Source organism: Streptomyces parvulus (genome assembly GCF_014648855.1).
GTDB lineage: Bacteria > Actinomycetota > Actinomycetes > Streptomycetales > Streptomycetaceae > Streptomyces > Streptomyces parvulus.
Map to the genome: position 1 here is coordinate 138,125 of NZ_BMRX01000001.1, position 26,576 is coordinate 164,700.

Annotated in this window: 25 protein-coding genes and 1 tRNA gene; 10 read left to right on the top strand and 16 right to left on the bottom strand. The window is 72.8% G+C overall.

Annotated features, from left to right (window positions below; genetic code table 11):
* Window positions 1–31: 31 nt before the first annotated feature.
* A complete protein-coding gene (locus tag IE108_RS00630) occupies window positions 32–745 on the bottom strand; it encodes an NUDIX hydrolase (protein WP_064729049.1) in 714 nt (237 codons plus the stop codon).
* 52 nt (window positions 746–797) lie between these two features.
* Window positions 798–1,892, bottom strand: coding sequence for an endonuclease III (gene nth / locus IE108_RS00635; protein WP_064729048.1), 1,095 nt, complete (start codon window positions 1,890–1,892; stop codon window positions 798–800).
* A gap of 276 nt (window positions 1,893–2,168) precedes the next feature.
* Between nth and IE108_RS00640 the strand changes: the two genes are divergently transcribed.
* Complete coding sequence (locus IE108_RS00640) at window positions 2,169–2,843, top strand: Crp/Fnr family transcriptional regulator (RefSeq protein ID WP_064729047.1); 675 nt, start codon at window positions 2,169–2,171, stop codon at window positions 2,841–2,843.
* Between the two features lie 69 nt (window positions 2,844–2,912).
* Here the strand turns inward: IE108_RS00640 and IE108_RS00645 are convergent, their stop codons facing one another.
* The 5 genes from IE108_RS00645 to sp36 all read right to left on the bottom strand — a co-directional run bounded on the left by IE108_RS00645 (window position 2,913) and on the right by sp36 (window position 6,522).
* Window positions 2,913–3,755 (bottom strand): MBL fold metallo-hydrolase, encoded by an 843-nt coding sequence (locus IE108_RS00645; protein ID WP_064729046.1) that lies wholly within the window; start codon window positions 3,753–3,755, stop codon window positions 2,913–2,915.
* The gene (locus IE108_RS00650; protein WP_064729045.1) at window positions 3,752–4,669 is read right to left on the bottom strand and encodes an NUDIX hydrolase; all 918 of its coding nucleotides are present in this window, start codon (window positions 4,667–4,669) and stop codon (window positions 3,752–3,754) included. The genes IE108_RS00645 and IE108_RS00650 overlap by 4 nt, the downstream gene beginning before the upstream one ends.
* Window positions 4,670–4,728: 59 nt before the next feature.
* Complete coding sequence (locus tag IE108_RS00655) at window positions 4,729–5,721, bottom strand: alpha/beta fold hydrolase (RefSeq protein WP_107420455.1); 993 nt, start codon at window positions 5,719–5,721, stop codon at window positions 4,729–4,731.
* A gap of 175 nt (window positions 5,722–5,896) precedes the next feature.
* On the bottom strand, window positions 5,897–6,364 hold the full coding sequence (locus IE108_RS00660; RefSeq protein WP_064729043.1) for a RidA family protein: 468 nt from the start codon (window positions 6,362–6,364) through the stop codon (window positions 5,897–5,899).
* On the bottom strand, window positions 6,361–6,522 hold the full coding sequence (gene sp36, locus IE108_RS00665) for a Sp36 family protein (protein WP_003975360.1): 162 nt from the start codon (window positions 6,520–6,522) through the stop codon (window positions 6,361–6,363). The genes IE108_RS00660 and sp36 overlap by 4 nt, the downstream gene beginning before the upstream one ends.
* A 107-nt stretch (window positions 6,523–6,629) precedes the next feature.
* On the opposite strand from sp36, the gene bagA reads away from it, so the two are divergent.
* Window positions 6,630–7,607, top strand: coding sequence for an ATPase BagA (gene bagA / locus IE108_RS00670; protein WP_064729042.1), 978 nt, complete (start codon window positions 6,630–6,632; stop codon window positions 7,605–7,607).
* Window positions 7,604–9,031: an ATPase BagB gene (gene bagB / locus IE108_RS00675; protein ID WP_064729041.1), complete on the top strand. Its 1,428-nt coding sequence runs from the start codon at window positions 7,604–7,606 to the stop codon at window positions 9,029–9,031. The genes bagA and bagB overlap by 4 nt, the downstream gene beginning before the upstream one ends.
* Window positions 9,032–9,067: 36 nt before the next feature.
* Here the strand turns inward: bagB and wblA are convergent, their stop codons facing one another.
* The gene (gene wblA / locus IE108_RS00680) at window positions 9,068–9,406 is read right to left on the bottom strand and encodes a transcriptional regulator WblA (RefSeq protein ID WP_064729040.1); all 339 of its coding nucleotides are present in this window, start codon (window positions 9,404–9,406) and stop codon (window positions 9,068–9,070) included.
* A 460-nt stretch (window positions 9,407–9,866) separates the two neighbouring features.
* On the opposite strand from wblA, the gene IE108_RS00685 reads away from it, so the two are divergent.
* Window positions 9,867–12,152: a transglycosylase domain-containing protein gene (locus IE108_RS00685; protein WP_064729039.1), complete on the top strand. Its 2,286-nt coding sequence runs from the start codon at window positions 9,867–9,869 to the stop codon at window positions 12,150–12,152.
* Between the two features lie 134 nt (window positions 12,153–12,286).
* Here the strand turns inward: IE108_RS00685 and IE108_RS00690 are convergent, their stop codons facing one another.
* A complete protein-coding gene (locus tag IE108_RS00690) occupies window positions 12,287–12,751 on the bottom strand; it encodes a GatB/YqeY domain-containing protein (RefSeq protein ID WP_064729038.1) in 465 nt (154 codons plus the stop codon).
* 209 nt (window positions 12,752–12,960) lie between these two features.
* On the opposite strand from IE108_RS00690, the gene IE108_RS00695 reads away from it, so the two are divergent.
* The 3 genes from IE108_RS00695 to IE108_RS00705 all read left to right on the top strand — a co-directional run bounded on the left by IE108_RS00695 (window position 12,961) and on the right by IE108_RS00705 (window position 14,997).
* Window positions 12,961–13,893, top strand: coding sequence for a metallophosphoesterase (locus tag IE108_RS00695; RefSeq protein ID WP_064729037.1), 933 nt, complete (start codon window positions 12,961–12,963; stop codon window positions 13,891–13,893).
* A gap of 213 nt (window positions 13,894–14,106) precedes the next feature.
* Window positions 14,107–14,856, top strand: coding sequence for a Pr6Pr family membrane protein (locus IE108_RS00700; protein WP_064729036.1), 750 nt, complete (start codon window positions 14,107–14,109; stop codon window positions 14,854–14,856).
* Window positions 14,857–14,923: 67 nt separating this feature from the next.
* Window positions 14,924–14,997, top strand: a tRNA-Pro gene (locus IE108_RS00705).
* Window positions 14,998–15,075: 78 nt separating this feature from the next.
* Here IE108_RS00705 and IE108_RS00710 read toward each other — a convergent pair.
* Both IE108_RS00710 and IE108_RS00715 read right to left on the bottom strand, forming a co-directional pair.
* Window positions 15,076–15,663: a class IV adenylate cyclase gene (locus IE108_RS00710; protein WP_064729035.1), complete on the bottom strand. Its 588-nt coding sequence runs from the start codon at window positions 15,661–15,663 to the stop codon at window positions 15,076–15,078.
* Between the two features lie 166 nt (window positions 15,664–15,829).
* A complete protein-coding gene (locus tag IE108_RS00715) occupies window positions 15,830–16,120 on the bottom strand; it encodes a DUF3040 domain-containing protein (RefSeq protein WP_064729034.1) in 291 nt (96 codons plus the stop codon).
* Window positions 16,121–16,338: 218 nt separating this feature from the next.
* Here IE108_RS00715 and IE108_RS00720 point away from each other — a divergent pair, with 218 nt between their 5' ends.
* Window positions 16,339–16,650 carry a zinc-ribbon domain-containing protein gene (locus tag IE108_RS00720; RefSeq protein WP_064729033.1) on the top strand — a complete coding sequence of 104 codons (312 nt, stop codon included), beginning with the start codon at window positions 16,339–16,341 and terminating at the stop codon, window positions 16,648–16,650.
* A 163-nt stretch (window positions 16,651–16,813) separates the two neighbouring features.
* Here the strand turns inward: IE108_RS00720 and IE108_RS00725 are convergent, their stop codons facing one another.
* On the bottom strand, window positions 16,814–18,364 hold the full coding sequence (locus IE108_RS00725; RefSeq protein ID WP_064729032.1) for a flotillin family protein: 1,551 nt from the start codon (window positions 18,362–18,364) through the stop codon (window positions 16,814–16,816).
* A 65-nt stretch (window positions 18,365–18,429) separates the two neighbouring features.
* On the bottom strand, window positions 18,430–18,939 hold the full coding sequence (locus IE108_RS00730) for an NfeD C-terminal domain-containing protein (protein ID WP_064729031.1): 510 nt from the start codon (window positions 18,937–18,939) through the stop codon (window positions 18,430–18,432).
* 314 nt (window positions 18,940–19,253) lie between these two features.
* On the opposite strand from IE108_RS00730, the gene IE108_RS00735 reads away from it, so the two are divergent.
* Window positions 19,254–21,158 (top strand): NAD-binding protein, encoded by a 1,905-nt coding sequence (locus IE108_RS00735; protein WP_064729030.1) that lies wholly within the window; start codon window positions 19,254–19,256, stop codon window positions 21,156–21,158.
* Window positions 21,159–21,307: 149 nt separating this feature from the next.
* Here IE108_RS00735 and IE108_RS00740 read toward each other — a convergent pair whose 3' ends face one another.
* Window positions 21,308–23,146, bottom strand: a complete 1,839-nt coding sequence (locus IE108_RS00740) for a S9 family peptidase (protein WP_189397552.1) — start codon at window positions 23,144–23,146, stop codon at window positions 21,308–21,310.
* A gap of 143 nt (window positions 23,147–23,289) precedes the next feature.
* On the opposite strand from IE108_RS00740, the gene IE108_RS00745 reads away from it, so the two are divergent.
* Complete coding sequence (locus IE108_RS00745) at window positions 23,290–24,123, top strand: SURF1 family protein (RefSeq protein ID WP_229851535.1); 834 nt, start codon at window positions 23,290–23,292, stop codon at window positions 24,121–24,123.
* A 43-nt stretch (window positions 24,124–24,166) separates the two neighbouring features.
* Here IE108_RS00745 and IE108_RS00750 read toward each other — a convergent pair whose 3' ends face one another.
* On the bottom strand, window positions 24,167–25,231 hold the full coding sequence (locus IE108_RS00750; RefSeq protein WP_064729027.1) for a hypothetical protein: 1,065 nt from the start codon (window positions 25,229–25,231) through the stop codon (window positions 24,167–24,169).
* Between the two features lie 344 nt (window positions 25,232–25,575).
* Window positions 25,576–26,151, bottom strand: coding sequence for a SigE family RNA polymerase sigma factor (locus IE108_RS00755; protein ID WP_064729026.1), 576 nt, complete (start codon window positions 26,149–26,151; stop codon window positions 25,576–25,578).
* Between the last annotated feature and the right edge of the window lie 425 nt (window positions 26,152–26,576).

Consider the following 26,576-nt stretch of genomic DNA (forward strand, 5'->3'; position numbering starts at 1 on the left):
TCTAGTCGTCTTCGGTACGCAGGCCACCCTGTCATGCGCGCCAGTCCAGCGGGACCTGCTTCTCCCGGTCCCAGGGCCGCTCCCAGCCCGCGTAGTGCAGCAGCCGGTCGATGACACCGGCGGTGAAGCCCCACACGAGCGCCGATTCGACCAGGAATGCCGGGCCGCGGTGCCCGCTGGGATGGACGGTGGTCACCCGGTTGGCGGGGTCCGTGAGATCCGCCACGGGGACGGTGAAGACCCGCGCCGTCTCGTTGGGGTCGACGACGCCGACCGGGCTCGGCTCGCGCCACCAGGCCAGCACCGGGGTCACGACGAAGCCGCTGACCGGGATGTAGAGCTTGGGCAGCACACCGAAGAGCTGCACGCCGGCCGGGTCGAGCCCGGTCTCCTCCTCCGCCTCGCGCAGGGCGGCCCGCAGCGGCCCCTCGCCCCGTGGGTCACCGTCCTCCGGGTCGAGGGCGCCGCCGGGGAAGGCCGGCTGGCCGGGGTGGGAGCGCAGGGAGCCGGCCCGCTCCATGAGCAGCAGCTCCGGGCCGCGACCGCCCTCGCCCGCGCCGTCCCCGAAGAGGATCAGCACGGCGGACTGGCGGCCGGCCCCGTCCGCGGGCGGCAGGAAGCGGCTCAGCTGCGTCGGCCGCACCGTCTCGGCGGCCCGCACCACCGGGTCCAGCCAGCCGGGCAGGCCCTCCTTGCTCAGCTCCGCGCCCCACGCGTGGCCCTGCGTGTCGCTCGCCCTTGTCATCCACACCCCCGTCCTGCCGACTCCAACGCCCGACGCCCCCGCGATCGTTCCGTCACGCGGACCCCAGGGGCGGTGCCGGTTTCCCGCCGGCGTCCAGGTAGGCCCGCGGGGGGTTCAGCCGCTGGCCCGGGAAGCCGCCCTTCTCGTACTTCAGCAGCTTCCGGGCCTTCTCCGGGTCCGTCTCGCCCTCACCGTACGCGGGGCAGAGCGGGGCGATGGGGCAGGCGCCGCAGGCGGGCTTGCGGGCGTGGCAGATGCGGCGGCCGTGCCAGATGACGTGGTGCGAGAGGTCCGTCCAGTCGCTCTTCGGGAAGAGCGCGCCGACGGCGGCCTCGATCTTGTCCGGGTCGGTCTCGGCGGTCCACTCCCAGCGGCGCACCAGGCGCTGGAAGTGCGTGTCCACGGTGATGCCGGGGCGGCCGAACGCGTTGCCGAGCACGACGAAGGCGGTCTTGCGGCCCACGCCGGGCAGCTTGACCAGGTCTTCGAGGCGGCCCGGGACCTCGCCGCCGAAGTCCTCCGCGAGGGCCTTGGACAGCCCTATGACCGACTTGGTCTTGGCCCGGAAGAAGCCGGTCGGGCGCAGGATCTCCTCGACCTCCTCGGGGTTGGCGGCGGCCAGGTCCTCGGGGGTCGGGTACTTGGCGAAGAGCGCGGGGGTGGTCTGGTTGACCCGCAGGTCGGTGGTTTGGGCGGACAGCACGGTGGCCACGACCAGCTGGAACGGGTTCTCGAAGTCCAGCTCCGGGTGGGCGTACGGGTAGACCTCGGCCAGCTCGCGGTTGATCCGGCGGGCCCGGCGCACGAGCGCGGTGCGCGACTCACCGCGCGGCGGCTTCGCGGCGACGGTCTTCGCCGGGGCGACGTCCTCGACGGCGGCGGTGGCCTTCTTGGGAGCGACGGCGGGCTTCTTGGCCACGGCCCGCTTCGCGACGGGGGCGGTCTTCCTGGCCGACGTGGACTTCTTCGCCGGGGTGGCCTTCTTGGCGGTCGCCTTCTTGGCGGTCGCCTTCTTGGCGGGGGCCGCCGTCTCCTTCGCGGGCGTCTTCTTCACGGCATCCTTCTCCGCGGTCACCCTCTCGGCAGGTGCCGCCTTCTTTGTCGCTTTCGCCGATTTCCTACCGCCATCGGGGCCCTGTTCGCCCACAGCGGAATCGCGACGTACACTCACCCGCGCAGCCCCCTGAGCCTGTGCTCTCACCGGCGATTTGGACACCCGGCCAGCCTACGACCCGGCACCGACATCCGCCCCGGACCGCGAAGATCGGCGTCCAATTGGACCCCTGCCGCGTACCCCGGGACACCAGTGCGGCATCCTTGTGACAGATCACACTGTTTGGACTGTCCGGCAAAATGGGCACCACGGACCCCTGGTACACCGGGGGAACAAGATCCTCTGAGCCGGTCGACAAGGAGAGAACTCGTGGACGACGTTCTGCGGCGCAACCCGCTCTTCGCGGCGCTCGACGACGAGCAATCCGCGGAGCTCCGCGCCTCCATGAGTGAGGTGACCCTCGCCCGCGGCGACACCCTGTTCCACGAGGGGGACCCCGGAGACCGCCTCTACGTGGTCACGGAAGGCAAGGTCAAGCTCCACCGCACGTCCCCCGACGGGCGCGAGAACATGCTGGCCGTCGTCGGCCCGAGCGAGCTGATCGGCGAGCTGTCCCTCTTCGACCCGGGCCCGCGCACCGCGACCGGCACCGCGCTGACCGAGGTCAAGCTGCTGGCCCTCGGCCACGGCGACCTCCAGCCCTGGCTGAACGTCCGGCCCGAGGTGGCCACCGCGCTGCTGCGTGCCGTCGCGCGCCGCCTGCGCAAGACCAACGACGCCATGTCGGACCTGGTCTTCTCGGACGTCCCGGGCCGGGTCGCCCGCGCCCTGCTGGACCTCTCCCGCCGGTTCGGCGTGCAGTCCGAGGAGGGCATCCACGTCGTGCACGACCTGACGCAGGAGGAGCTGGCCCAGCTGGTCGGCGCGTCCCGCGAGACGGTCAACAAGGCGCTGGCGGACTTCGCCGGGCGCGGCTGGCTCCGGCTGGAGGCCCGCGCGGTGATCCTGCTGGACGTGGAGCGGCTCGCCAAGCGCTCGCGCTGAGCCGCCCTGCCGGGTCGCCGACAGGCCCGGCCGCGAGGCTGGACGAGCCCGCGCTCGTCCGAGTACTCCCTAGCCGAGTCGCTGGATGAGCCCGTGCTCGTCCAGGTACTCCAGCTGCGCCCGCACCGACAGCTCCGCCGCCGGCCACAGGGACCGGTCGACGTCCGCGTACACGCGGGCGACGACCTCGCCCGGCGTCCGGTGGCCGTCCTCCACCGCCGTCTCGACCTGGGCGAGGCGGTGGGCGCGGTGCGCGAGGTAGAACTCCACGGCCCCCTGGGCGTCGTCCAGCACCGGACCGTGGCCCGGCAGCACCGTGTGCACCCCGTCGTCGGCCGTGAGCGACCTGAGCCTGCGCAGCGAGTCCAGGTAGTCGCCGAGACGGCCGTCCGGGTGGGCCACCACTGTCGTGCCGCGTCCGAGGATCGTGTCGCCCGTCAGGACGGCGCGGTCGGCCGGGAGATGGAAGCACAGGGAGTCGGCCGTGTGCCCGGGGGTCGGTACGACCCTCAGCTCCAGGCCGCCGACCCCGATCACGTCGCCCGCCGCCAGCCCCTCGTCGCCGAGGCGCAGGGCCGGGTCCAGCGCCCGGACGTGGGTGCGGGTCAGCTCGGCGAAGCGGGCGGCGCCCTCCGCGTGGTCCGGGTGACCGTGCGTCAGGAGGGTCAGCGCGACACGCTTGCCCGCGCGCTCGGCCGTGTCGAGGACGTTCCGCAGGTGGACGTCGTCCAGCGGGCCCGGGTCGACCACGACGGCCAGGTCGGAGTCGGGTTCGGCGACGATCCAGGTGTTCGTGCCGTCCAGCGTCATGGCGGAGGGGTTGGGCGCGAGGACGTTCACCGCGCGCGCGGTGGCGGGCCCCGACAGGACGCCGCCCCTGGGCTGGCCGGGCAGTGCTGCTGCGTCGGTCATGCGGTGGCTCCCCCGGTCGGGTCGGAAGGTGTCGCGGGCTCCGGCGGCGCGGACGGCACGTGCTTGGTGAACTCCTCGTGCCCCGGCCAGGAGAGCACCACCTCGTCGCCCTCCAGGCGCGCGCGGGCGAGCACCGGGTCCAGGTCCCGGTCCGGCGCCGCCGCCAGCGCCCCGGCCGCCGTACCGCAGGCCGCGAGGGCGCGCAGGGTCGCGACGGTCGGCGGCATCATCAGCAGCTCGCCCCGGTCGTAGCCGGCGGTCGCCTCGGCGGGCGTGATCCACACCGTCCGGTCGGCCTCCGTGGAGGCGTTGCGGGTGCGCTGCCCCTCGGGGAGCACGGCGACGAAGAACCACGTGTCGTAGCGGCGGGACTCGAACTCCGGGGTGATCCAGCGGGCCCAGGCGCCCAGCAGGTCGGAGCGCAGGACCAGGCCCCGCCGGTCCAGGAACTCCGCGAAGGACAGCTCACGGTCGACCAGGGCGGCGCGGTCCGCCTCCCAGTCGGCGCCGGTCGTGTCGCCGACCACGGAATCGGCGGTCGGGCCGGCCAGCAGGACGCCCGCCTCCTCGTACGTCTCCCGGACGGCCGCGCAGACGATCGCCTGCGCGCCCGCCTCGTCGACGCCGAGCCGGTCCGCCCACCACGCGCGCGTGGGGCCCGCCCAGCCGACGGCGCGGTCGTCGTCGCGCGGGTCGACGCCGCCGCCCGGGTAGGCGTACGCGCCGCCGGCGAACGCCATGGAGGTGCGGCGGCGCAGCATGTGGACGGCCGTACCGGCGCCGGTGTCCTTGAGGAGCATGACGGTGGCCGCGCGCCTCGGGGTGACCGGGGTGAGGGTGCCGGCGGCCAGCGCCCGGATGCGGTCCGGCCACTCCGGTGGGTACCACTGCCCGTTCGCCCGCGCATTCGCCATGGCCGGAGGCTATCCGGTGACGGGCGGATGTTCGAGTGGTCCCAGGGGTGATCCGGACGTCACCGCGGGAGGGCGGCCAGCCACTCGGTGAGCAGCCGGTTCGTCTCCTCTGGGCGCTCCTGCTGCAGCCAGTGGCCGCAGCCGTCGAGCAGGTGCGCGGCGGTGAGGCCGGGCAGCGTCGCGGGGTACGCCTCGATGGCGTCGGACAGCCAGGTGGTGGAGGCGTCCAGGCCGCCGCCGAGGAACAGGGCGGGCTGGGTGACCGGGGCGCCCTCGTGCCCCGCGAGGTCCTCCCAGTCGCGGTCCATGTTGCGGTAGCGGTTGAGGGCGCCGGTGAGGCCGGTGCGCTCGAACTCCGCCGCGTAGACGTCCAGCCCCTCCTCGCTCAGCCAGGAGGGCAGCCGCCCGTCCGCCGGGAAGCGGTCGCGCAGGGCGCCGCCGGGGGCGACGAAGTGCGGGTCGGGGGCCTCGGGCGGGGGCATCGTGTCGGCGGACAGGGCGGCGTAGAAGCCGGCCAGCCAGCCGCGTACGTCGGGTTCGATCTCCGCCTCGGCGCGGCCGGGCTCCTGGAAGTAGGAGACGTAGAACTCCTGCCCCGGGAACGGGCCGGCGGGGGCGCCCATCCCCGTGAAGACGTCGCTGGGCCGGGGGCCGCCGGGCGGGGTGTACGGGACGCTCAGCAGGCCGACCGCGCGGAACACGTCCGGCCGCAGCAGCGCGGAGTGCGCGGCGATGTTCGCGCCCCAGTCGTGGCCGACGACGACGGCGGTGCGCTCGCCCAGCGCCTCGACGACGGCGACGTTGTCCGCCACGAGGTCCAGCATCCGGTACGCCTCGACCGCGGCGGGCCGCGAGGAGCGCCCGTAGCCGCGCACGTCGATCGCGACGGCCCGGAAACCGGCGGCGGCCAGCGCGGGCAGCTGGCGGCGCCAGGAGTACCAGGACTCGGGGAAGCCGTGGACGAGGAGCACCAGCGGCCCGCTGCCCTGCTCCACCAGGTGGATCCGCCCGGCGGGCGAGGGCACCACACGGTGAACCCACTGATCATTCACGGACGGCGACTGGGACACGGCTCCTCCTGACACGTACGGCCGAACGGCCGGGCCCGGATTCGCGGCCCGGCCCGGGAACCGATCCTGCGGGTGGCAGGCGAGGGAGGCGAGGTTTGTTGCCGGGGTGGCAAAGCGGGGCGCGACACCCCGTCACGCCCCCGCCGACCGTGCCCGGCTACGGCTGGGCCAGCTCCACCTGGATCTCGACCTCGACCGGCGCGTCCAAGGGCAGGACCGCCACGCCGACCGCGCTGCGGGCGTGGACGCCCTTGTCGCCGAGGGCCGCGCCGAGCAGCTCGCTGGCGCCGTTGATCACGCCGGGCTGGCCGGTGAAGTCGGACGCGGAGGCCACGAACCCGACGACCTTCACCACGCGCGCGATGCGGTCGAGGTCGCCGGCGACGGACTTCACGGCGGCCAGGGCGTTCAGCGCGCAGGTGCGGGCGAGTTCCTTGGCCTCCTCGGCGGTGACCTCGGCACCGACCTTGCCGGTGACCGGCAGCGTGCCCTCCACCATCGGCAGCTGGCCGGAGGTGTAGACGTACGGCCCGGACTGCACGGCCGGCTGGTAGGCGGCCAGCGGCGGGACGACCTCGGGCAGGGTCAGCCCGAGCTCGGCCAGCTTCGCCTCGACGGCGCTCATGCCTGCTTCTCCCGCTTCAGGTAGGCGACGAGCTGCTCCGGGTTGTTCGGCCCGGGCACGACCTGGACGAGCTCCCAGCCGTCCTCGCCCCAGGTGTCCAGAATCTGCTTCGTGGCATGGACGAGCAGCGGCACGGTTGCGTATTCCCACTTGGTCATGCGGCCGACTCTAGCCGCTGCCCGAAGCCCCCTTCGCAGGCCGACCGCGGCGACGTTGTCCACAGCCTCCGGCGTACTCGGCGCGCGGACTGGTTACGCTCGAATACGTGAGCAGGCTCCAGGTCGTCAGCGGCAAGGGCGGAACCGGTAAGACCACGGTGGCCGCCGCCCTCGCGCTGGCCCTGGCCACGAAGGGGAAGCGGACGCTTCTCGTCGAGGTCGAGGGTCGCCAGGGCATCGCGCAGCTCTTCGAGACGGAGGCGCTGCCTTATGAGGAGCGGAAGATCGCCGTCGCTCCAGGGGGCGGGGAGGTGTACGCCCTCGCCATAGACGCCGAACAGGCGTTGTTGGACTACCTCCAGATGTTCTACAAGCTGGGCAGCGCAGGCCGCGCCCTGAAGAAGCTCGGCGCGATCGACTTCGCGACCACCATCGCGCCGGGGGTCAGGGACGTCCTGCTGACCGGCAAGGCGTGCGAGGCGGTGCGCCGCAAGGAGAAGAGCGGCCGTTTCGCCTACGACTACGTCGTGATGGACGCCCCGCCGACCGGCCGCATCACCCGTTTCCTCAACGTGAACGACGAGGTGGCCGGCCTCGCGAAGGTCGGCCCGATACACAATCAGGCGCAGGCCGTGATGCGGGTGCTCAAGTCGCGCGAGACGGCCGTGCACCTGGTGACGCTCCTGGAGGAGATGCCGGTCCAGGAGACCGCGGACGGCATCGCCGAGCTGCGCGCGGCACGTCTCCCGGTGGGCCGGGTCGTCGTCAACATGGTCCGCCCCGCGGTCCTGGACGCCACCGACCTGGAGCTCGTACGGGAGACCCCGCGCGCGGCGCTGGCGCGGTCCCTGTCCGGCGCGGGGCTGGGCGGGGCGCGGCGCGGCGGACACGCCGAGCGGCTGGTGGACCCGCTCCTGGCCCAGGCCGAGGAGTACGCCGAGCGGTACGCGCTGGAGCAGGAGCAGCGGTCGGTCCTCACCGACCTCGGCCTGCCGCTGCACGAGCTGCCCCTGCTCGCCGAGGGCATGGACCTCGCGGGCCTGTACGAACTCGCCACCGAGCTGCGGAAGCAGGGGATCGCATGAGTCCGGACCCGGCCGCCCGGCCCAAGGACGGCGCCCGGCGCCTCTCCCACGCGCGTGTGCTCGACGTCGACCCGCTGCTGGAGGACCCGAAGACGCGCATCGTCGTGTGCTGCGGCGCCGGCGGGGTGGGCAAGACGACCACGGCGGCGGCCCTGGGTCTGCGCGCGGCCGAGCGGGGCCGCAAGGTGGTCGTCCTGACCATCGACCCGGCCCGGCGGCTCGCCCAGTCGATGGGCATCGACTCCCTGGACAACACACCGCGCCGGGTGAAGGGCGTCGACGACTCGGCGGGCGGTGAGCTGCACGCCATGATGCTCGACATGAAGCGCACCTTCGACGAGATCGTCGAGGCGCACGCGGATCCCGGCCGGGCGGCGGCGATCCTGGGCAACCCCTTCTACCAGTCGCTCTCGGCGGGCTTCGCGGGCACGCAGGAGTACATGGCGATGGAGAAGCTGGGCCAGCTCCGGGGCCGGGACGAGTGGGACCTCATCGTCGTCGACACGCCGCCGTCCCGTTCGGCCCTGGACTTCCTGGACGCGCCCAAGCGCCTCGGTTCCTTCCTGGACGGCAAGCTGATCCGGGTCCTGCTGGCCCCCGCGAAGGTCGGTGGCCGGGCCGGGATGAAGTTCCTGAACGTCGGCATGTCGATGATGACCGGGGTCCTCGGGAAGGTGCTGGGCGGGCCGTTCCTCAAGGACGTGCAGACCTTCGTGGCGGCGATGGACTCCATGTTCGGCGGCTTCCGCACGCGCGCGGACGCGACGTACAAGCTGCTCCAGGCGCCCGGCACGGCGTTCCTGGTGGTCGCGGCCCCGGAGCGGGACGCGCTGCGCGAGGCCGCGTACTTCGTGGAGCGGCTGGCGGCCGAGGACATGCCGCTGGCCGGTCTGGTGCTGAACCGGGTCCACGGCAGCGGCGCCGACCGGCTGTCGGCCGAGCGGGCGCTCGCCGCCGCGGAAAATCTTGAAGACCCCCGCATTGTGGATCAGACCGGTGGGAAAGCTGGAGTTCGTAACTCCCCCGACACGCACGGAAGTTCACAAGCTCCCGAATCGCCGGCCGAGTCCTCCGCCTCCGAGTCGCCCGCCTCCGAGTCGCCCGCCTCCGAGTCCTCCGCTCCCGACAGCTCCGCACCCGAGGCCTCTCCCACGCCATCCCCCGAGGACGACGTACCGGACGCGGACACGCCGGAGCGGTCCGTGGACCAGCTGGCCTCGGGCCTGCTGCGGCTGCACGCCGAGCGGATGCACCTGCTCGCCCGCGAGCAGCGGACACGCGACCGCTTCACCGCGCGCCATCCCGAGGTGGCGGTCACCGAAGTGGCCGCGCTGCCGGGCGACGTGCACGACCTGGCCGGCCTCAGGGACATCGGGGCCCGTCTCGCGACGGGCGAGCCCGAGCTGCCGGAGTCGGACGTCTGACACCGGCCGGGTGTCCGAGGAGCCCGGAGCGGCGGCTCAGCCCACCGCCATGTAGTTCTCGTAGACCTCGTCGTCGTCGAGGGGCAGGATGCCGGCCCCTCGCTCGTACTCCGTCCGCGCCGTCTCGAGCAGCCGGCGCCAGGACGTCACGGTGGGCCGCCTGCGCAGCAGTGCGCGGCGCTCCCGCTCCGTCATGCCTCCCCACACGCCGAACTCGACGCGGTTGTCCAGCGCGTCGGCCAGGCACTCGGTCCGCACCGGGCACCCGGTGCACACCGCCTTGGCCCTGTTCTGCGCTGCTCCCTGAACGAACAGTTCGTCCGGATCGGTAGTGCGGCAGGCGGCCTGCGCACTCCAGTCGGTTACCCAGCCCATACCGGCGCCGTCCTCTCCCGAATCGAGGCTCCCCCACGGCGGCAGCGGCATATTCACCGCCGCCAGTTGAGGACGTTACGGAAGGTGGGCACAGCGCAACACCCCCTTCGGGCCCAATCTTGAATGGCCCGAACGGACTATGGGTAAGCGGCAGATCACCCGGGGGAGTGAGCTGGCGACATGCGCGACGATCCCGACATTCGGGTCATCCTTCTTGCGCCACAACGGACACCGATTGACACACAAGGCGGATTCGGACACGTCATCCACACGCCGTGGCACGCGCCGACACACACCAACGCGCCCCCCTCGGGGGCCTCTCAGAAAAAATCCGAGCCGATCCGGAACGATTCGGGGTCGCCGGACGTATTGATACGTGGCCGCACTGCTGTGACAGTTGAGTGCAGCTTAGGCCAAGGCATATACGCGTGTCCGGCGAATGAGAACGTAGGCTGCCTCCATGCCAAAGAAGCGCTCGGGCGGTGGTCTGTCGCCAACGCAGCAGGCCGCCAAGTTCCTCGGTGTCAGTGTGCTCGCGGGAGCGGTACTGGCCGGCATCGCGCTGCCCGCCGTGGGCGCGCTGGGGCTGGCGGCCAAGGGGTCGGTGGAGGGCTTCGACGCCCTCCCGGCCAACCTGAAGACTCCCCCGCTGAGCCAGCGCACCGCGATCCTCGATGCCGAGGGCGGCACCATCGCCACGGTCTACTCCCGCGACCGCACGGTGGTCGACCTCAAGGACATCTCGCCGTACATGCAGAAGGCGATCGTCGCCATCGAGGACTCGCGCTTCTACCAGCACGGCGCGATCGACCTCAAGGGCGTCCTGCGCGCGCTCAACAAGAACGCGCGCAGCGGCGAGGTCTCCGAGGGCGCGTCCACCCTCACCCAGCAGTACGTCAAGAACGTCTTCGTGGAGGAGGCGGGCGACGACCCGACGAAGGTCGCCCAGGCCACCCAGCAGACCATCGGCCGCAAGATCCAGGAGCTGAAGCTCGCGATCCAGGTCGAGGAGGAGCTGGGCAAGAAGAAGATCCTCGAGAACTACCTGAACATCACCTTCTTCGGCCAGCAGGCGTACGGCGTCGAGGCCGCCGCCCAGCGCTACTTCTCCAAGTCCGCCAAGGACCTCAACGTCCAGGAGGCCGCCCTCCTGGCCGGCATCGTCCAGTCGCCCAGCCGGTACGACCCGGTCAACGACGAGGCCGAGGCCACCAAGCGGCGCAACACGGTCCTGACCCGGATGGCCCAGGTCGGCGACATCTCTCAGGCGGAGGCCGACAAGGCGAAGGAGGCCCCGCTCGGGCTGAAGGTCAGCCGGCCCAAGAACGGCTGCATCACGGCCACGAACGACGCCAGCTTCTTCTGCGACTACGTGCGCGAGGTCTTCCTCAGCGACAAGGTCTTCGGCAAGACCCGCCAGGACCGGGCCAGGATCTGGAACCAGGGCGGTCTGACCATCCGCACGACGCTGGACCCGCAGGCCCAGGAGTCGGTGCAGCAGTCCCTCAAGGACCACGTCGACAAGTCCGACTCGGTCGCCGCCGCGAGCACGCTGGTCGAGCCCGGCACCGGCAAGATCGTCGCGATGGGCCAGTCGAAGCCGTACGGCTACGGCAAGAACGAGACCGAGTACAACTACTCCGTCGACGCGGCCTACGGCGGCTCCAACTTCGGCTTCCCGACGGGCTCGACGTTCAAGCCCTTCCTCGCGGCCGCGGCGCTGGAGCAGAACGTACCGCCGACGAAGGAGTACTCGTCGCCGTACGACATGGACTACCCGAGCCCCATCCAGACCTGCGACAAGCCCTGGATCAACGACTCGAGCTACCGCGTGGAGAACGAGAACGAGTCGGAGGTCGGCCCGTACCGTCTGAAGGAGGCGATGGCCAAGTCGGTCAACACCTACTTCGTGCAGATGCTCGCCGAGATCGGTCTGTGCCCGGTGTCGGAGATGGCCGACAAGCTCGACGTCCACCAGGGCAACGGCGACAAGCTCCCGCAGAACCCCTCCGCCCTCGCCCTCGGCTCGGTCGGCATGTCCCCCCTGACGATGGCGAGCGCCTACGCGACCTTCGCCTCGCGCGGCATGCACTGCACGCCGGTCGCGATCGAGTCGATCACGCAGAAGATCGGCAACAAGCAGACGTCGCTCGAGGTCCCGAAGTCCACCTGCTCGCGGGCGATGACCGAGAAGACCGCGGACAGCGTGAACACGCTGCTGCGCGGCGTGGTCGACTCCGGTACGGGTAGGGAGGCCGGCCTCAGCGACCGGGACAACGCGGGCAAGACCGGTACGACCGACGAGCGGAAGAACGCCTGGTTCGTCGGCTACACCCCGAACATGTCGGGCGCCGTCTGGGTCGGCAGCGCCACCCAGAAGGTCGAGATGAAGAACATCACGATCGGCGGCGTCTACCACCCGCTCGTCTTCGGTGGCGCGGTCCCCGGCCCCATCTGGAAGGACGCCATGACCGGCGCCCTGTCCGGCAAGGAGTCGCCCTCCTTCAACGTCATCGACATCCCCGACGGCGAGAAGGACCGGGACAAGGGCCGCGACGAGGACGCCGGGGACCCGCCGGGCCAGGACGACGGGAACAACGGCGACAACGGCGGCAACGGCGACGACGGCTTCATCGGCGGCCTGGTCGACGGCGGCACCGGCAACGGCGGCGGCGACAACGGGGGCGGCGGCTTCCCCGGGAACCTGTTCCGGGGTGCGGGGAACGGCCCGGGCGGACGGGACTGATCCCGGGGCCACCCGAGGTCCGACGAAGTGAGGGCGCCCTCCGCGGTTCGCGGAGGGCGCCCTCGTTTCGATGCGGGGGGGGAGGCCGCCGAGGCCTTCGCGCAGGGCGGCCTGCCGGGGGGAGGCCGGGCGGCTCAGCCCACCAGCAGCTTCTTGACCGCGGCGGCGACCCGGCCGCCCTCGGCCTGGCCGGCCACCTTCGGGTTGACGATCTTCATGACGGCGCCCATCGCGCGCGGACCCTCGGCACCGCCCGCCTTCGCCTCCTCGACGGCCTGCGCGACGATCGCGTTCAGCTCGTCGTCCGACAGCTGCTTCGGCAGGTAGGCGGCGAGCACCTCGCCCTCCGCCTTCTCCCGCTCGGCGCTCTCGGCACGGCCGCCCTGCGCGAAGGCCTCGGCGGCCTCCCGGCGCTTCTTCGCCTCGCGGGTGATCACCTTCTGCACCTCGTCGTCGGAGAGCTCCCGCTTCTCCTTCCCCGCGACCTCCTCCTTGGTGATCGCGGCGAGCGTCAGCCGGAGCGTCGAGGAGCGCAGCTCGTCACGCTCCTTGATCGCGGCGTTGAGGTCGGCGTGCAGCTTCGACTTGAGCGTGGTCATGGACCTGATTGTCGCAGGTACGGCGGGACAGGCGCCCGCCGATTTAGCGGCGGACGCCCACCGGTTCGGGGGCGGGCGCCGATCGGCCCCGCGGGTGGTCGGCCGGCGGACGCCCGCCGGTTCGGGGGGCGGGCGCCGATCGGCCCGCGGGTGGTCGGCCCGTGGGCCTGCGTTCGGCCCACCGCCCGCGCTTCTGACACGATGGACGTATGCGCGCGCGATACGGAGTGCCCCTGGGAATCACGGCGGTTGGCGCCGCCGGTCTGGTCTACGCGGCGGGGATCGAGCCCCGCTCGTTCCGCCTGCGACGGGTGACGGTCCCCGCCCTGCCCCCCGGGATGCGCCCGCTGCGCGTGCTCCAGGTCTCCGACATCCACATGGTCCGCGGCCAGCGCAAGAAGCAGCGCTGGCTGCGCTCACTGGCCGGGCTGCGCCCCGACTTCGTGATCAACACCGGCGACAACCTGTCCGACCCGGAAGGCGTCCCCGAGGTCTTGGACGCCCTGGGCCCGCTGATGGAGTTCCCGGGCGCGTACGTCTTCGGCTCCAACGACTACTACGGCCCCAAGCTCCGCAACCCCGGCCGGTACCTGACCGAGAGGCTTCAGGGGCGCCACGGCCTGAACGGCAACCCGCCGGCCGTCGGCGTCGTCCACAACCCGTGGGAGGACCTGCGCGACGGCTTCGACGCCGCGGGCTGGCAGAACCTCACGAACACGCGCGGGACGCTCAAGGTGGAGGGCGTCTCCGTCGAGCTGACCGGCCTCGACGACCCGCACATCAAGCGGGACCGGTACGCGGAGGTGGCGGGCGGCCCCTCGGGCACGGCGGACTTCTCGATGGGCGTGGTGCACGCGCCGTACCTGCGCGTCCTGGACGCCTACGCGGCGGACGGCTACCCGCTGATCCTGGCCGGCCACACGCACGGGGGCCAGCTGTGCATCCCCTTCTACGGCGCGCTGGTCACCAACTGCGACCTGGACACGGACCGCGTGAAGGGCCTGTCCACGCACACGGCGGAGGGCCGCACGTCCCACCTCCACGTCTCCGCGGGCTGCGGCGCGAGCCGCTACACGCCGGTCCGCTTCTTCTGCCCGCCGGAGGCGACGCTGCTGACGCTGGTGGGACGGGCGCGGGGCTAGCGCGGGGCGGACCGGTGGGCGGGCGGCCGCACGGGGCCGGCGGCGCGGGACCCGGCCGCGTCGGATCAGGCACGTGCCGGACCCGCCCCGTGGGATCCCGCGCGGGGCCCGGCCGCGTCGGATCAGGCACGTGCCGGACCCGCCCCGCGGCGGGGTTAACCCACACGGCCCACCCACATCGCCCGATATATCCGGTCTGTCTAGCGTGAGGCCATGACAGCCCCGATACCCAGGGACCTCCCGGACCTCCCCCCGATCCCGGGACACCGCGCCCTGCTGCCCACCGTCGTACCGGCCACGGCGGTCGTGACCCCCGTACGCCGCAGGCTGATCGCGACCTTCCGCCTCCTCACCGCCCTGCTCACGCTGACCGGCGTGACCATCGCGCTGGTGACGGGCGGCCCAGTCATGAAGACCCTGAGCCACTTCACGATCCAGAGCGGCATCCTGCTGGCGCTGGTCATGATCGCGTCCGCCCGCTGCGCCTGGTCGGCCCACCACCCCCTGCCGGGCGCACTGACGGGCGCGGCCCTCTTCTACGCCGGCACCGCGGGCCTGGTCCACCACCTGCTGCTGGCCGACGCGGCGAACCCCTTCACCGTGGCGGGCGGCGCCGGCGCGGGCTGGCAGACGGCGGCGAACCACATCCTGCACACGGCAGTCCCCCTCGCCGCGGCCCTCGACTGGCTCCTCCTCACCGTCCCCGGCCGCCTGCACCTGCGCCACGCCCCCGTGTGGCTCCTGTACCCCCTGGCCTACCTGGCCTTCACCCTGGCCCGCGGCGAGCTGCTGCTCCCCGGCACACAGGACCGCTATCTCTACCCCTTCCTCGACGTCGACCAGCACGGCTTCAAGGGCGTCCTGGGCAACGCCCTCCTCCTCGGCCTGGCCCTCTACGCCCTGGCCGTCCTCCTGATCGCCGCAGACCACATCCGCCCGAACCCGCTCCGCCGCCCCCGCTGAATCGGATTTCGTCTCCGGCCACCGGTGGGCTAAAGTAAACGACGTCGCCGCGACGAGCAGCGACGATCGGGGTGTGGCGCAGCTTGGTAGCGCGCTTCGTTCGGGACGAAGAGGTCGTGGGTTCAAATCCCGCCACCCCGACAGTGAAGTTCCAGGTCAGGGGCCTGATCCGCTAAGCGGATCAGGCCCCTGAGTGGTTTCTGGGGGCCGCCTTCTTGATCAGGGGCGCGGAGTCGCCGAGGGCGTGTTCGCGTGCTTCTCCGCGTCCGAGAACAGCAGGGTCGGCTCGGTGAGGATGTCCCGGTCGGCCTCGGTCTTGTAGATCGCGTCGACGCTGCCGAAGCGGGCCTCGGAGTAGTCGAGGTCCAGCAGCGCCGCGGCCTGCCGGACCGATGGCTCGTCGGGGCCCTCGATCTCCAGGAAGGTGGGGAGCCCGGGCCAGGTGTCGAAGTCGAAGGCGACCTCGCCCAGGCGCCATTCCTCGCGGTAGTTCTCCTGGTAGCGCACCTCCGTGAGGCCGGCGAGGCGCAGGATGTCTGCCGTGGCGTGCGGGTCGGAGACCTCGGTCTCGATCTCCTTGGTGCCGTCGATCCTCGTGCCGTCGGTGACCTGCTTGAGCGTGAGCGTGGAGCGGGTGCCCTCGTCCCGGAGGCGGATCCAGGTCCCGCGCCCGAAGGAGTCGGCCTCGAAGATCCTTCGGGTGAGGAGCGTGCGGGGGAAGGCTTGGACGGCTCCGAGGGTGGTCAGCCTGGCCTGGAGGGCGGCGGGGTCGACGGCCAGGAACTTCGCCTCGTACTCGTGCTCCACGGGGTCCTCTCTGAGAAGTGGGCGGTGGGGATGGCCGGTTGGGCTGCGCTGAGCGACAGGTTTCTTGAATTGCGTTCGGAGCACACCATCGTGCGGACGAGATCGTCTCGCGAGCCATTTTTTCCGGTGGCGGGGATCGGGGGCGGTCCGTCGGCGGACGGCGGCCTCAGGTTTCCGAGTGTGGGTGGCGAGTGGTTCGCTCGTGGCGGTGGGGGTCGAAGAGTTCGCCCGCGATGCCCGCGAGGACCAGGCCCGCGGCGATCAGCAGGCCGTGGGGCAGGAGCAGGCCGGTGGACAGGGCGGCGAGGGCGGCGGTGAGCAGGAGCCAGGCCCGGTGGTGCCGGTACTCGCGCGGGCGGCGTGGGCGGCCGTCGGCGAGGGCGCGTGCGAAATGGGGGTCCTCACGGTGCAGACGGGACGCGATCTCGCTGAGCTGCTGGTCGTCGGGCACGGGCACGTTGCCCCCCTCCGCGTCGGTTGGGGCCCGGGGCCGGGGAGTTGGCTCCAGGCTCGCCCGCAGCGGATGCCGGGCACCATCAGGATTGGTACCCAAAAGCAGCGGTGCCGGATGTGCAGGGAGGGTGTGTGGCCGCGGAGGAAGCGCGGTCTCCGTAGGCTGGGAGAAGATCTGCGTGTCCCGCGAGTCCGCGGGGGCCGACCGGGAAGGACCGCATCGTGATCATCTTCGGTACCAAGGGATACCTCTACCAGCTCGCGATACTGACGCTGGTGTGCGGGCGGTGCGGGAACCCCTCCGCGCACACGCTCAGGAAGCGCGTCAACAAGTTCACGCTGTTCTTCGTGCCGCTGTTCCCGTTCTCGACGAAGTACGCGACCCAGTGCACCTTCTGCGGTGCCGAGCAGCAGGTGTCCAAGGAGCAGGCGGAGCAGCTCCAGGCGCAGGGGGGCATGGGCGGCGGTCCCGGTGCCGGCCCCGGCGGGCAGGCGTACGGGGCGTCGCCGCAGCAGCCGTACCAGCAGCCGTGAGGCCGGACCGGCACCGGCAGCCGTGAGGCGGGACCCGCACCGGCAGCCGTGAGCCGAGCGGTGTCGTACGGACAGCCGTGAGCCGGGCGCCGTAAGCGGCGCCCGGCGGTCTGCGGCCTGCGGTCTGCGGGGTGGCCTTGAGGGGCCTTCCCCGCGCCGGGCGTCAGCCGGTGATCTCGACCTTGCCGTTGCGCTGGTCAGGGGCGTCCGGGTTCTGCGGCGGCTTCGGGCCGGACGTGCCGGTGCCGGCCTTCGCCGTGATGCCCTGGAGCAGGGACGCCAGGTCGACGCCCGTGGTGGAACCCAGCAGTTCCATGCCCTGTGCGACGTTGTCGGCGACGGTGCGGGACAGGCGGCTCGCGCCGTCGGTGGAGATGACCGTCATCTTGTCCACGGCCGAGAGCGGCTCGGACGCCTTGGCCACCACCTGCGGCAGCACCTCGACCAGCATCTGGAGCACGGCCGCGTCGCCGTACCGGTCGAAGGCGTCGGCCTTCTTCTGCATCGCCTCGGCCTCGGCCGCGCCCTTGGCACCGATCGCGGCGGCCTCCGCGTCGCCCTCCAGCCGGACCGCCTCCGCGATCGCCGCGCGCCGGGAACGCTCGGCCTCGCCCTGCTTGAGGCCCTCGATGGCCTCCGCCTCAGCCAGCGCCCCGCGGCGCTGCTTCTCGCCCTCACCGGTGAGCCGGGCCCGCTCGGCCTCGGCCTGGGCCGCCGCGATCCCGGCGGACCGCTCGGCCTCGGCCTGCTTCACCCGCGCCACCCGGCGGGCCTCCGCCTCCTGCTCGGCGGCGTACCGCTGGGCGTCGGCCGGCTTGCGCACCTCGGTGTCGAGCTGGCGGTCCTTGAGCGCGGCCTGCCGCTCGGCGACCTTCTCCTGCTCGGCGAGGATGTCCTGCTGCCGGGCCGCCTCGGCGAGCGGGCCGGCGGCGTTGGCGCGGGCGGACGCCTGGTCGGTCTCGGCCTTGATCTCGGCCTGCTTCAGGTAGAGCGTGCGCTGCGCGACCGCGATCTCCTCCTCGGCCTTCAGCCGCGCCTGCTCCGCCGCCCGCCGGGCCACGGCCTCGGCGATGTCGGCCTCCTGCCGGGCCCGCGCCGCCTCGGGACGGCCGAGGTCCTCCAGGTAGGAGCCCTCGGTGGTGATGTCCTGGATCTGGAAGGCGTCGAGGACCAGGCCCTGCCCGGACAGGCTCGCCTCCGCCTCCTCGGCGACCTGCCCGGCGAACGCGGCCCGGTCCCGGATCACGTCCTCCACCGACATCCGCCCGACGATCGCCCGCAGCGCGCCGGACAGCACCTCCTGCGTGAAGCCGACGATGCCGTCCTGCTGCATCAGGAAGCGCTGCGCGGCGGCGCGGATCGCGTCCTCCGTGCCGCCGACCTTGACGATCGCGACGCCCTCCAGGTTGGCCTTCACCCCGCGCAGCGTCACCGCGCCGCGCACGGCGACCGGGATGTGCCGGGAGGAGAGGTCGAGCGTGAACCGCTGCTGCACGAACGGCACGACGAACACGCCGCCGCCGACCACGACCTTCTGGCCGCTGTTGTCGGTGAAGACCCGGCCGGTCTCGGGGTCGGTGGACTTCTTGCCGCGGCGGCCGGTGACGATGAACGCCTCGCTCGGACCGGCCACCTTGTAGCGGCTGACCACGACGAGTGCGAGCAGCACCAGGAGTACGACGACTCCCAGGACCGCGATGACGACAGGACTCATGGCAACGCCCCCGAATCACACAGAGAGAAGGAGAACAAACAGACGAAGAGGAGAGGTTTGCGTGTTCAGCGGTCCACCGGGCGGACCACGACCGACGTGCCCGTCGGCACCGCCTCGACCCACACCTCGGCGCCCCGCGCGAGCGGCACCGCGCTGCGCGCCGCGCACTTCAGCGGCTGCCCCGCGAGCCGCAGCAGCACCTCGCCGTAGCCCTGCGCCGGGATGGCGGTCACGACCTTGCCGGACGTGCCGAGCAGGTCGTCCGCGCGGGGCGTGGGGGTGCTCTGGTCGCGCATCAGCGCGCGGCTGAAGCGGTACGTCAGCCAGGCGGCGCCCGTGCCCACGACGGTGCCGGCCGCGGTGGCCCCCGCCGGTCCGGTCCAGCCGGTGCCGAGGGCGATGGCGCCACCGAAGCCGGTCATCGCCACGAATCCGGCGACGACCGGCAACGACAGCCACCCCTCCAGGACGCCGTCCAGCGCGCCGTCGAGCACGCCTTCCAACAGTCCGTCGAAGACCAGCGACAGGGCGAGCAGCACAACCCCCGTGATGCCGATTCCGAGAAACCAGGCCATGTGTGCAGTCCCCCTCCCGCCCGTCGCTGACCTCCGGTGAGAAGAATCCTCACACCCGGCGGGGGTGTGCGTCATTGCCGGGTTCCGGCAATCTTTACGCGTTCCTGATGCCGTGCCTTATGCCGTGCCTGATGCGTGCCTGATGCCGTGCTTGATGCGTGCCTGATGCGGTGCCTGATGCCGTGCTGCACTCCGCCCGCGCTTCGTCGGCCCCTGCTGGAACCGGGCCCCGCGCCTGTACTGTCCTTCCTCAAATGGGGACTCATACGGGGAGCGTTCCGAATCAGGTTCCGCAGGGCGACGCGTACGCGCCCATGGTGGTGTGCGGCGACGACGGGCTGGCCCACCGGCTGGCCGCCGAACTGCGCGGCGTCTACGCCGAGCAGGTCACCCTCGTCGTCCCGCCCTCCGGGCGCCGGGTCCGCCAGCCGGTCGTCGGACGGGCCCGGGCGGCGTCGGCGGCGCTGCGGGACATGGTCAGCGCGGCCGTCAACCGCACCGGCAACGGCGAACAGGGCGGCTCGGCCCGCGAACTGGAGGCCTCCGAGCCGACGGAGGACGTGCTCGCGGAAGCCGGGGTGGAACGGGCGGGCGCGCTGGCGCTGGTGTACGACGACGACGAGACCAACATCCGGGCCGCCCTGACGGCCCGCCGGCTCAACCCCCGCGTGCGGCTGGTGCTGCGCCTGTACAACCGCCGTCTGGGCCAGCACATCGAGGCTCTCCTCGACCAGAGCGCCGCGCTGGCGGTCGGTGACGGGCGGCCCCTGCGGACGGACGGCGTCGAGTCGTCCACGACGGTGTTGTCGGACGCCGACACGGCCGCGCCGGCGCTCGCGGCCACCGCGCTCGTCGGCACCAGCAAGATCGTGGAGACGGACGGCCTGCTGCTGCGCGCGGTGGAGCGGAATCCGCCGCTGCCCGGGCAGGTCGCCGACCCCGGTCTGTGCACGCTCGCGCTGCTCTCCGCGACGAGCAACGACCCGGCCGGGGCGGACGGTTCGGAGGACAGCGGCGAAGGGCCGCAGCTGCTGCCGGACGCGGCGGCGGTGCGGGCGGCGACGGGGCGCGGGACCGTGGTCCTGGAGCAGGTGTCGTACTCCGGGCCGTCGCTGCCCGCCGGGCGCGCGAGCGTGCCGCCGTTCGCCGAACTGTTCTCGCGGCGGCTGCGGTGGTCGCTGGCCGGTCTGGCGGCGTGCGTGGTGGCGCTCGCGGTGGCGCTGATGGTGGTCACGGGGGACCACCCGCTGCACGCGACGTATGTGACGCTGCTCGACCTGTTCTCCATCAACGAGCCCGCCCACAACGCGGACAGCGGCCGGCAGGTGCTGCAACTCCTCTCCGGTTTCGTCGGGTTGCTGCTGCTTCCGGTGCTGCTCGCGGCCGTACTGGAGGCCCTGGGGACCTTCCGCACCGCCACCGCGCTGCGGAAGCCGCCGCGGGGACTCGGCGGGCACGTGGTCCTGCTGGGTCTCGGCAAGATCGGTACTCGGGTGCTGACGCGGCTGCGGGAGATGGACATCCCCGTGGTCTGCGTCGAGGCCGACCCCGAGGCGCGCGGGATGGCGACCGCGAGGCGGCTGCGGGTGCCGGTGGTGCTCGGGGACGTCACCCAGGAGGGCGTCCTGGAGGCCGCGAAGATCCACCGGGCGCACTCGCTGCTCGCGCTGACCAGCGTGGACACCACCAACCTGGAGGCGGTGCTGTACGGCCGGTCGGTGCGGTCCGGACTGCGGGTGGTGCTGCGGCTGTACGACGACGACTTCGCGACCGCCGTGTACCGGACCCTGCGGGCCGCCCATCCCGGGGCCCTCACCCGCAGCCGCAGCGTGACGCATCTGGCGGCGCCGTCCTTCGCGGGGGCGATGATGGGCCGCCAGATCCTCGGGGCGATCCCCGTGGAGCGGCGGGTGCTGCTGTTCGCGGCGGTGGAGGTGGCGGGCCATCCGCAGCTGGAGGGGCGGACGGTCGGCGAGGCGTTCCGGGCGGGGGCGTGGCGGGTGCTGGCGCTGGAGGTGGCCGACGGGGTCGCCTCCGGCGAGGGTGAGGCGGACGTGGACGCGGACGTGGAGGGCGAGGTGCGCCGGGGGTCGCGGCTGGTGTGGGAGCTGCCCGACACGTATGTCCTCCGGGGGGAGGACCGGGTGGTGTTGGCGGCCACGCGGCGGGGGCTGGCGGAGTTGCTGGGGCGGCGTACGCGGGAGCGGTTCCCTGGGTAGCGGGGGGGGCGGCGTGTGGGTGGGCGGGTGCAGGGTTCGGCGCCCTCCAGTCCCGTCCAGGGGGCTCCCGCCCCCTGGACCCCCGGCCTTTGCCCACCCACCACCCGACTCGGTTGGGAGAGAAGGGCAGGGCGAAAAGCGTCGGGACGCTACGCGCCCTTCGGCAAGTACCTCTCCGCGAAGTCCAGTTCCAGGCGGACCTGCTTGATGCGTTCGTCGACGACCAGGGAGCCGTGGCCCGCGTCGTAGCGGTAGATCTCGTGGAGCGCGCCGCGGGCCTCCAGGCGCTGGACGTAGTTCTCGACCTGGCGGATCGGGCAGCGCGGGTCGTTGACCCCGGCCGAGATGTAGACGGGGGCCTTGACGTCGTCGACGTAGGTCAGCGGGGAGGACGCCTCGAAGCGGTCGGGGACCTCCTCGGGGGTGCCGCCCAGCAGGGTGCGGTCCAGGGCCTTCAGGGCCTCCATCTCGTCGTGGTACGCGGTGACGTAGTCGGCGACCGGGACGGCGGCGATGCCCAGGGCCCATGCGTCGGGCTGGGTGCCGATGCCGAGGAGCGTGAGGTACCCGCCCCAGGAGCCGCCGGTGAGGATCAGACGGCCGGGGTCGGCGAGGCCGGACGTGACCGCCCACTCGCGCACCGCCTCGATGTCCTCCAGCTCGATGAGGCCCACCCGGTGCTTGAGGGCGTCGGTCCAGGCACGTCCGTACCCGGTGGAGCCCCGGTAGTTGACGCGGACCACCGCGTACCCGTGGTCCACCCAGGCGGCCGGGCCGGCGGCGAAGGAGTCGCTGTCGTGCCAGGTCGGGCCGCCGTGGATGTCGAAGACCGTCGGGAGCGGGCCGGTCGCGCCGGCGGGCTTCTGGACCAGGGCGTGGATGCGGCCGCCGGGGCCGTCCACCCACACGTCCTCCACCGGGACCGAGCGCGGCGACTTCATGCCGGGCGGGTCCAGGACGACGCCGCCGGTGGTGGAGCGGACGGCGGAGGGCTCGGCGGCGGAGGACCACAGGTACTCCACGGCGCCGTCCGGGCGGGCCGTCGCCCCGGAGACGGTGCCCGCGGGCGTCTCGATCTCCGTCAGCTCGCGCTGCGCGAGGTCGTAGCGGAACAGCTCGCTGCGGGCCTCGAAGCCGTGCACGATCAGCAGGGCGCCGCCGTCCGGGAACCACTCGGCGCTGACGTCGCCCGGCAGCTCCAGGGCGAGGTCGGTCTGCTCCCCCGTCGCGACGTCCCACACCAGCGGCTCCCAGCGGCCCCGGCGCTGGTGGCCGATGAGCAGCCGGGTGTCGCCGTCGACCGGCGCGAAGCCCAGGACCTCCAGGCCCAGCTCCTCCTCGCCGCCCTCCGTGTCGTCCAGCTCCGCGACCGTCGTGCCGTCGGGGCGCAGGACGCGCAGCGCGGAGTGCATCGCGTCGCCGTGCTCGGTGTGCTCGATGGCGATCAGCGAACCGTCGTGGGAGAGGTCGCCGACGCCCGCGGACTCGCGGTGGCGGTAGATCTCCGCCGGGTCGGCGCCGTCCCCGCGCGCCACGTGGATGGTCGTGCCCCCCTCGTCGGTGGAGCGGCCGACCACCGCCGTACGCCCGTCGCGGCCGAGGGCGAGGCCCGCCGGGTAGGAGGGGTCGAGGCCCGGCACCGCCGCCTCGTCCGGGCCGCCCGCGAAGGGCTGGCGGCGCCAGACGCCGAACTCGTCGCCGTCCTTGTCGTCGAACCACCAGATCCAGTCGCCGTCGGGCGAGAGCACGCCGTCCGTCGTGCCGTTGGGCCGGTCGGTGACCTGGCGCTGGTCACCGGAGGAGCGGTCCCAGGCGTACAGCTCGTAGGTCCCCGTCGCGTTCGACACGAACAGGGAGCGGTCCGGGGCGTCCTCGGCCCAGTCGGGGAGGGAGACCCTGGGCGCCCGGAAGCGCTTCTCCCACTCGGGCATCTGCTCGGCCTGCGTCTGCCGCTCGTCCGACGGAACGGACCCGTTGCTCTCAGTCATGGCCCCATACTGCCCCGACCTGCCGACATCGCGCAGACGGGATCCCCAGCCTGTGGACAACCCCGCCCGTCCGCCCGCCGGCCCGCGCGTTTTCCACAGCCCCGAGGCGGGGCCGCGCGGGCCCGCCCCGTACCGTGGAGGGCGTGTACCGGTTTCTGCTGACGCCCCGATGGTGGGGGATCAACGTCTTCGTCGTCCTGGCCATCCCGTTCTGCATCTTCATGGGTTCCTGGCAGCTGGGCCGCTTCGAGGACCGGGTGCAGGACCACGAGACCGCGTCCACGCAGCACGAGGAGGCCCGCCGGGACGCGCCGCGCCCGCTGGACGCGCTGCTGCCCCTGGACAAGTCGACGGTCGGCAGGCAGACCACCGTCACCGGCCGGTACGACGACCAGCTGCTCGTCCCCGAGCGCAAGCTCGACGACCGGGAGGGCTACTACGTCCTCACGCTGCTGCGCACCGACGAGGGCCGCGCGCTGCCGGTCGTCCGCGGCTGGCTGCCGGGCGAGCCGGACCCGGCGAAGGCCCCGGCCCCGCCCGCCGGCGAGGTCACCGTCACCGGGGCGCTCCAGGCCCCGGAGTCCCCGGGCGGCAACGGCGTCAGCGGACGCTCCGGCTGGCCCGCCGGACAGACCGGCTCGATCAGCGCGTCGACGCTGCTGAACCTGGTGCCCTACGACGTGTACGACGCGTGGGTCACGCTGAACAGCGGCGACTCCGGGATGCGGGCGGTGCCGGTCAGCGAGCCGCAGAACAGCGGCCTCGACCTGAAGGCGTTCCAGAACCTCGGCTACACCGCCGAGTGGTTCGCCTTCGTGGGCTTCGTGATCTTCATGTGGTTCCGGCTGCTGCGCCGCGAGACCGAGCTGGCCCGGGACGCGCAGCTGGGCCTCGCCGTGCCCGAGGCACGGGAGGAGGCCGGGCCCGCCGGGGAAGAGACCGAGCGAGAGGCTCGGCCCAGCCCGACCGGCGCCTGACGGCGGCCGAGCAGCTCCTCCGCCGTCCCAGGGCGTCTCCCGCCTAGGACTCCGTGCCGGGCAGCACGCCCGTCCAGTAGACGGTGCCGACGCAGGCGTTGGCCACCTTGGCCGTCGCCGAGCCCGATCCGCCCTCCGGGGTGTACGTCACCGAGACGCTGCCGTCGGCCGGTCCGTCCTCGGTGAGCAGCTGGGTCGTCGGGCCCGCCTCGGCACCCCCCGTGGAGGATCCGCCCGCGGCGGTCGTGTCCCCCGTGGGCGAGGGGTCGGGCGAGGGCTCGCCGGTGCTGCCCCCGGTGGAGCCGCCCGGGGTCGGACAGGTCTCCGAGGGCACCCAGGCGAACTGCACCTCGTACCCGGCGGCCGGCGCCAGGGTCAGCGCCGGGGCCTCCAGGGACGGGTCGGGCAGTCCGGCCGCGGCGTCGCCCGCCACGTGCCGTGCGGTGCCGATCCTGGAGGCGTCCGCCGCTCCCAGCGAGGCGGTGACGACGCTGCCGGGGCCGGTGACGGTGCAGCCGTCCGAGGAGACGTTGGTGACGCGGAACGAGCCGTAGACCACGCCCGCGGAGTCCGGCTCGGCGATGCTGGCCACGGCCGGCCCGAGCTGCTGCGACGAGCACACCGGGACGTCGGCCGCGACGCTGGGCGAGGGGGCCGTGCCGGGCGCCGAGCCCGTGGCCGCGCCGCTCTGCTCGCCCTCGGGCGTCTTCTCGGGGTCGGTGCGGTCCTTGTCCTCGGCGGCGCCCGGGGACCCTACGACGCCGCTCTGGCCGCCGGCCGGGTCCTTGCCCTGGGAGGCGCCGCCCTGGGCCTGCGAGGCGTTGCCCGCGACGGACGGGTCGGCGCCCGGGCCGGTGGTGTTGGAGACGTGCACGAGGGCGGGGACCGCGGTGCCGATGAAGAGGGCCGCGGCGGCCATCCCGACGACGGCCTGGCGCTTGCGGGCGCGCCGGGCGGGTACCGCGCGGCGCAGGTGGTCCAGGGTGCCGTCGCTCGGCTCGATGTCCTGGACGGCCTGCTGCAGCATCCGCCGCAGTGCGGGTTCGTCGGCGTCGAGTCCGTCCTGCCCTCGCGGGCCGGGGCCCTGGTCGGCGGGGCCGTGGTTCACAGTTCGGTTCCCAGCGTGCGTGTTCTTCGGCTGCTCTTGTCGGGCCGGCCCGTCCGGCGCGGGCCGTTCCCGGGGTACGCCCTCGTCCGGCGGCGCACTCACGTCCGGCGCACCCTGTTCGCTCGGCGCGTCCTCTTCGCTCGGTGCGCCCTCTTCGCTCGGCGAGCCCGGTTCGCTCGGCGGGCCCGCTTTACTGAGCGCGCCCTCCGCACTTGGCGCGCCCTCCTCACTCAGCGCGCCATCCGCACTCACCGCCCCTTCGTCCCGCGGCGGACTCACCTCGCGCGGCGCGCCCTCGTCGCCCGGCGCGCCCTCGTCCCGCGGCACGTGCCTGTCGCCGTCGCTCATACCGGTGCCTCCATGGCCACCCTGAGCGCCGCGATGCCGCGAGATCCGTACGCCTTGACCGAGCCGAGGGATATGCCGAGCGTCTCGGCGACCTGTGCCTCGGTCATGTCGGCGAAGTAGCGCAGGACCAGGACCTCGCGCTGGCGGCGCTGGAGTCCCTTCATCGCCTTGATCAGGGAGTCGCGCTCCAGCTGGTCGTAGGCGCCCTCCTCCGCGCTCGCCATGTCCGGCATCGGTTTGGAGAGCAGTTTGAGGCCCAGGATGCGGCGGCGCAGCGCCGAACGCGACAGGTTGACGACGGTCTGGCGCAGATACGCCAGGGTCTTCTCCGGGTCGCGGACGCGTTTGCGCGCGGAGTGCACGCGGATGAAGGCCTCTTGGACGACGTCCTCGCAGGAGGCGGTGTCGTCGAGGAGGAGGGCGGCGAGGCCGAGCAGCGACCGGTAGTGCGCCCGGTACGTCTCGGTGAGGTGGTCGACGGTGGTACCCGCCGCCACCGTGTCGTCCGCGCCGTCGCGCTGGTTCGATATGCGGGCCGGCCGCGCTGCTGGCATCGGCGCGATCACCGGCATGCCACCGGCCGGACCGGCCACACGGGGGCGGACTGACCGGCCGGGGGCCCGCACAGCGGGGCCACGTGTCGATGCGGTGAATTCGAGAACCTCTGCCACGCCTGTTGGACACGTCCACCCCCGTGAGGGTTGTACGTGCCGGGCGTCACGTTCCCGTGTCGGTCCTGTCCGTCGGGCAGCCGCCCGGCTGACGGTGCGTCATACGCCCTCATCGTCCGCTCTTCCCCTATGTCCCATGTGAACGGACGTCCCCACGCCCGCCCTCGGCGTCCCCACGCCGACCCATGCGTCTGAGCGCCCCCTAAGGGGTGACCGCAAAGACGCTCCCCGCCCTCCGCACGGTTGCGGAGGGCGGGGAGGAAATCCTCTGACGGCACAGGTGCCGGGTACAAGTAGTCCGGACCAACTTCCGGATCACATCTCGT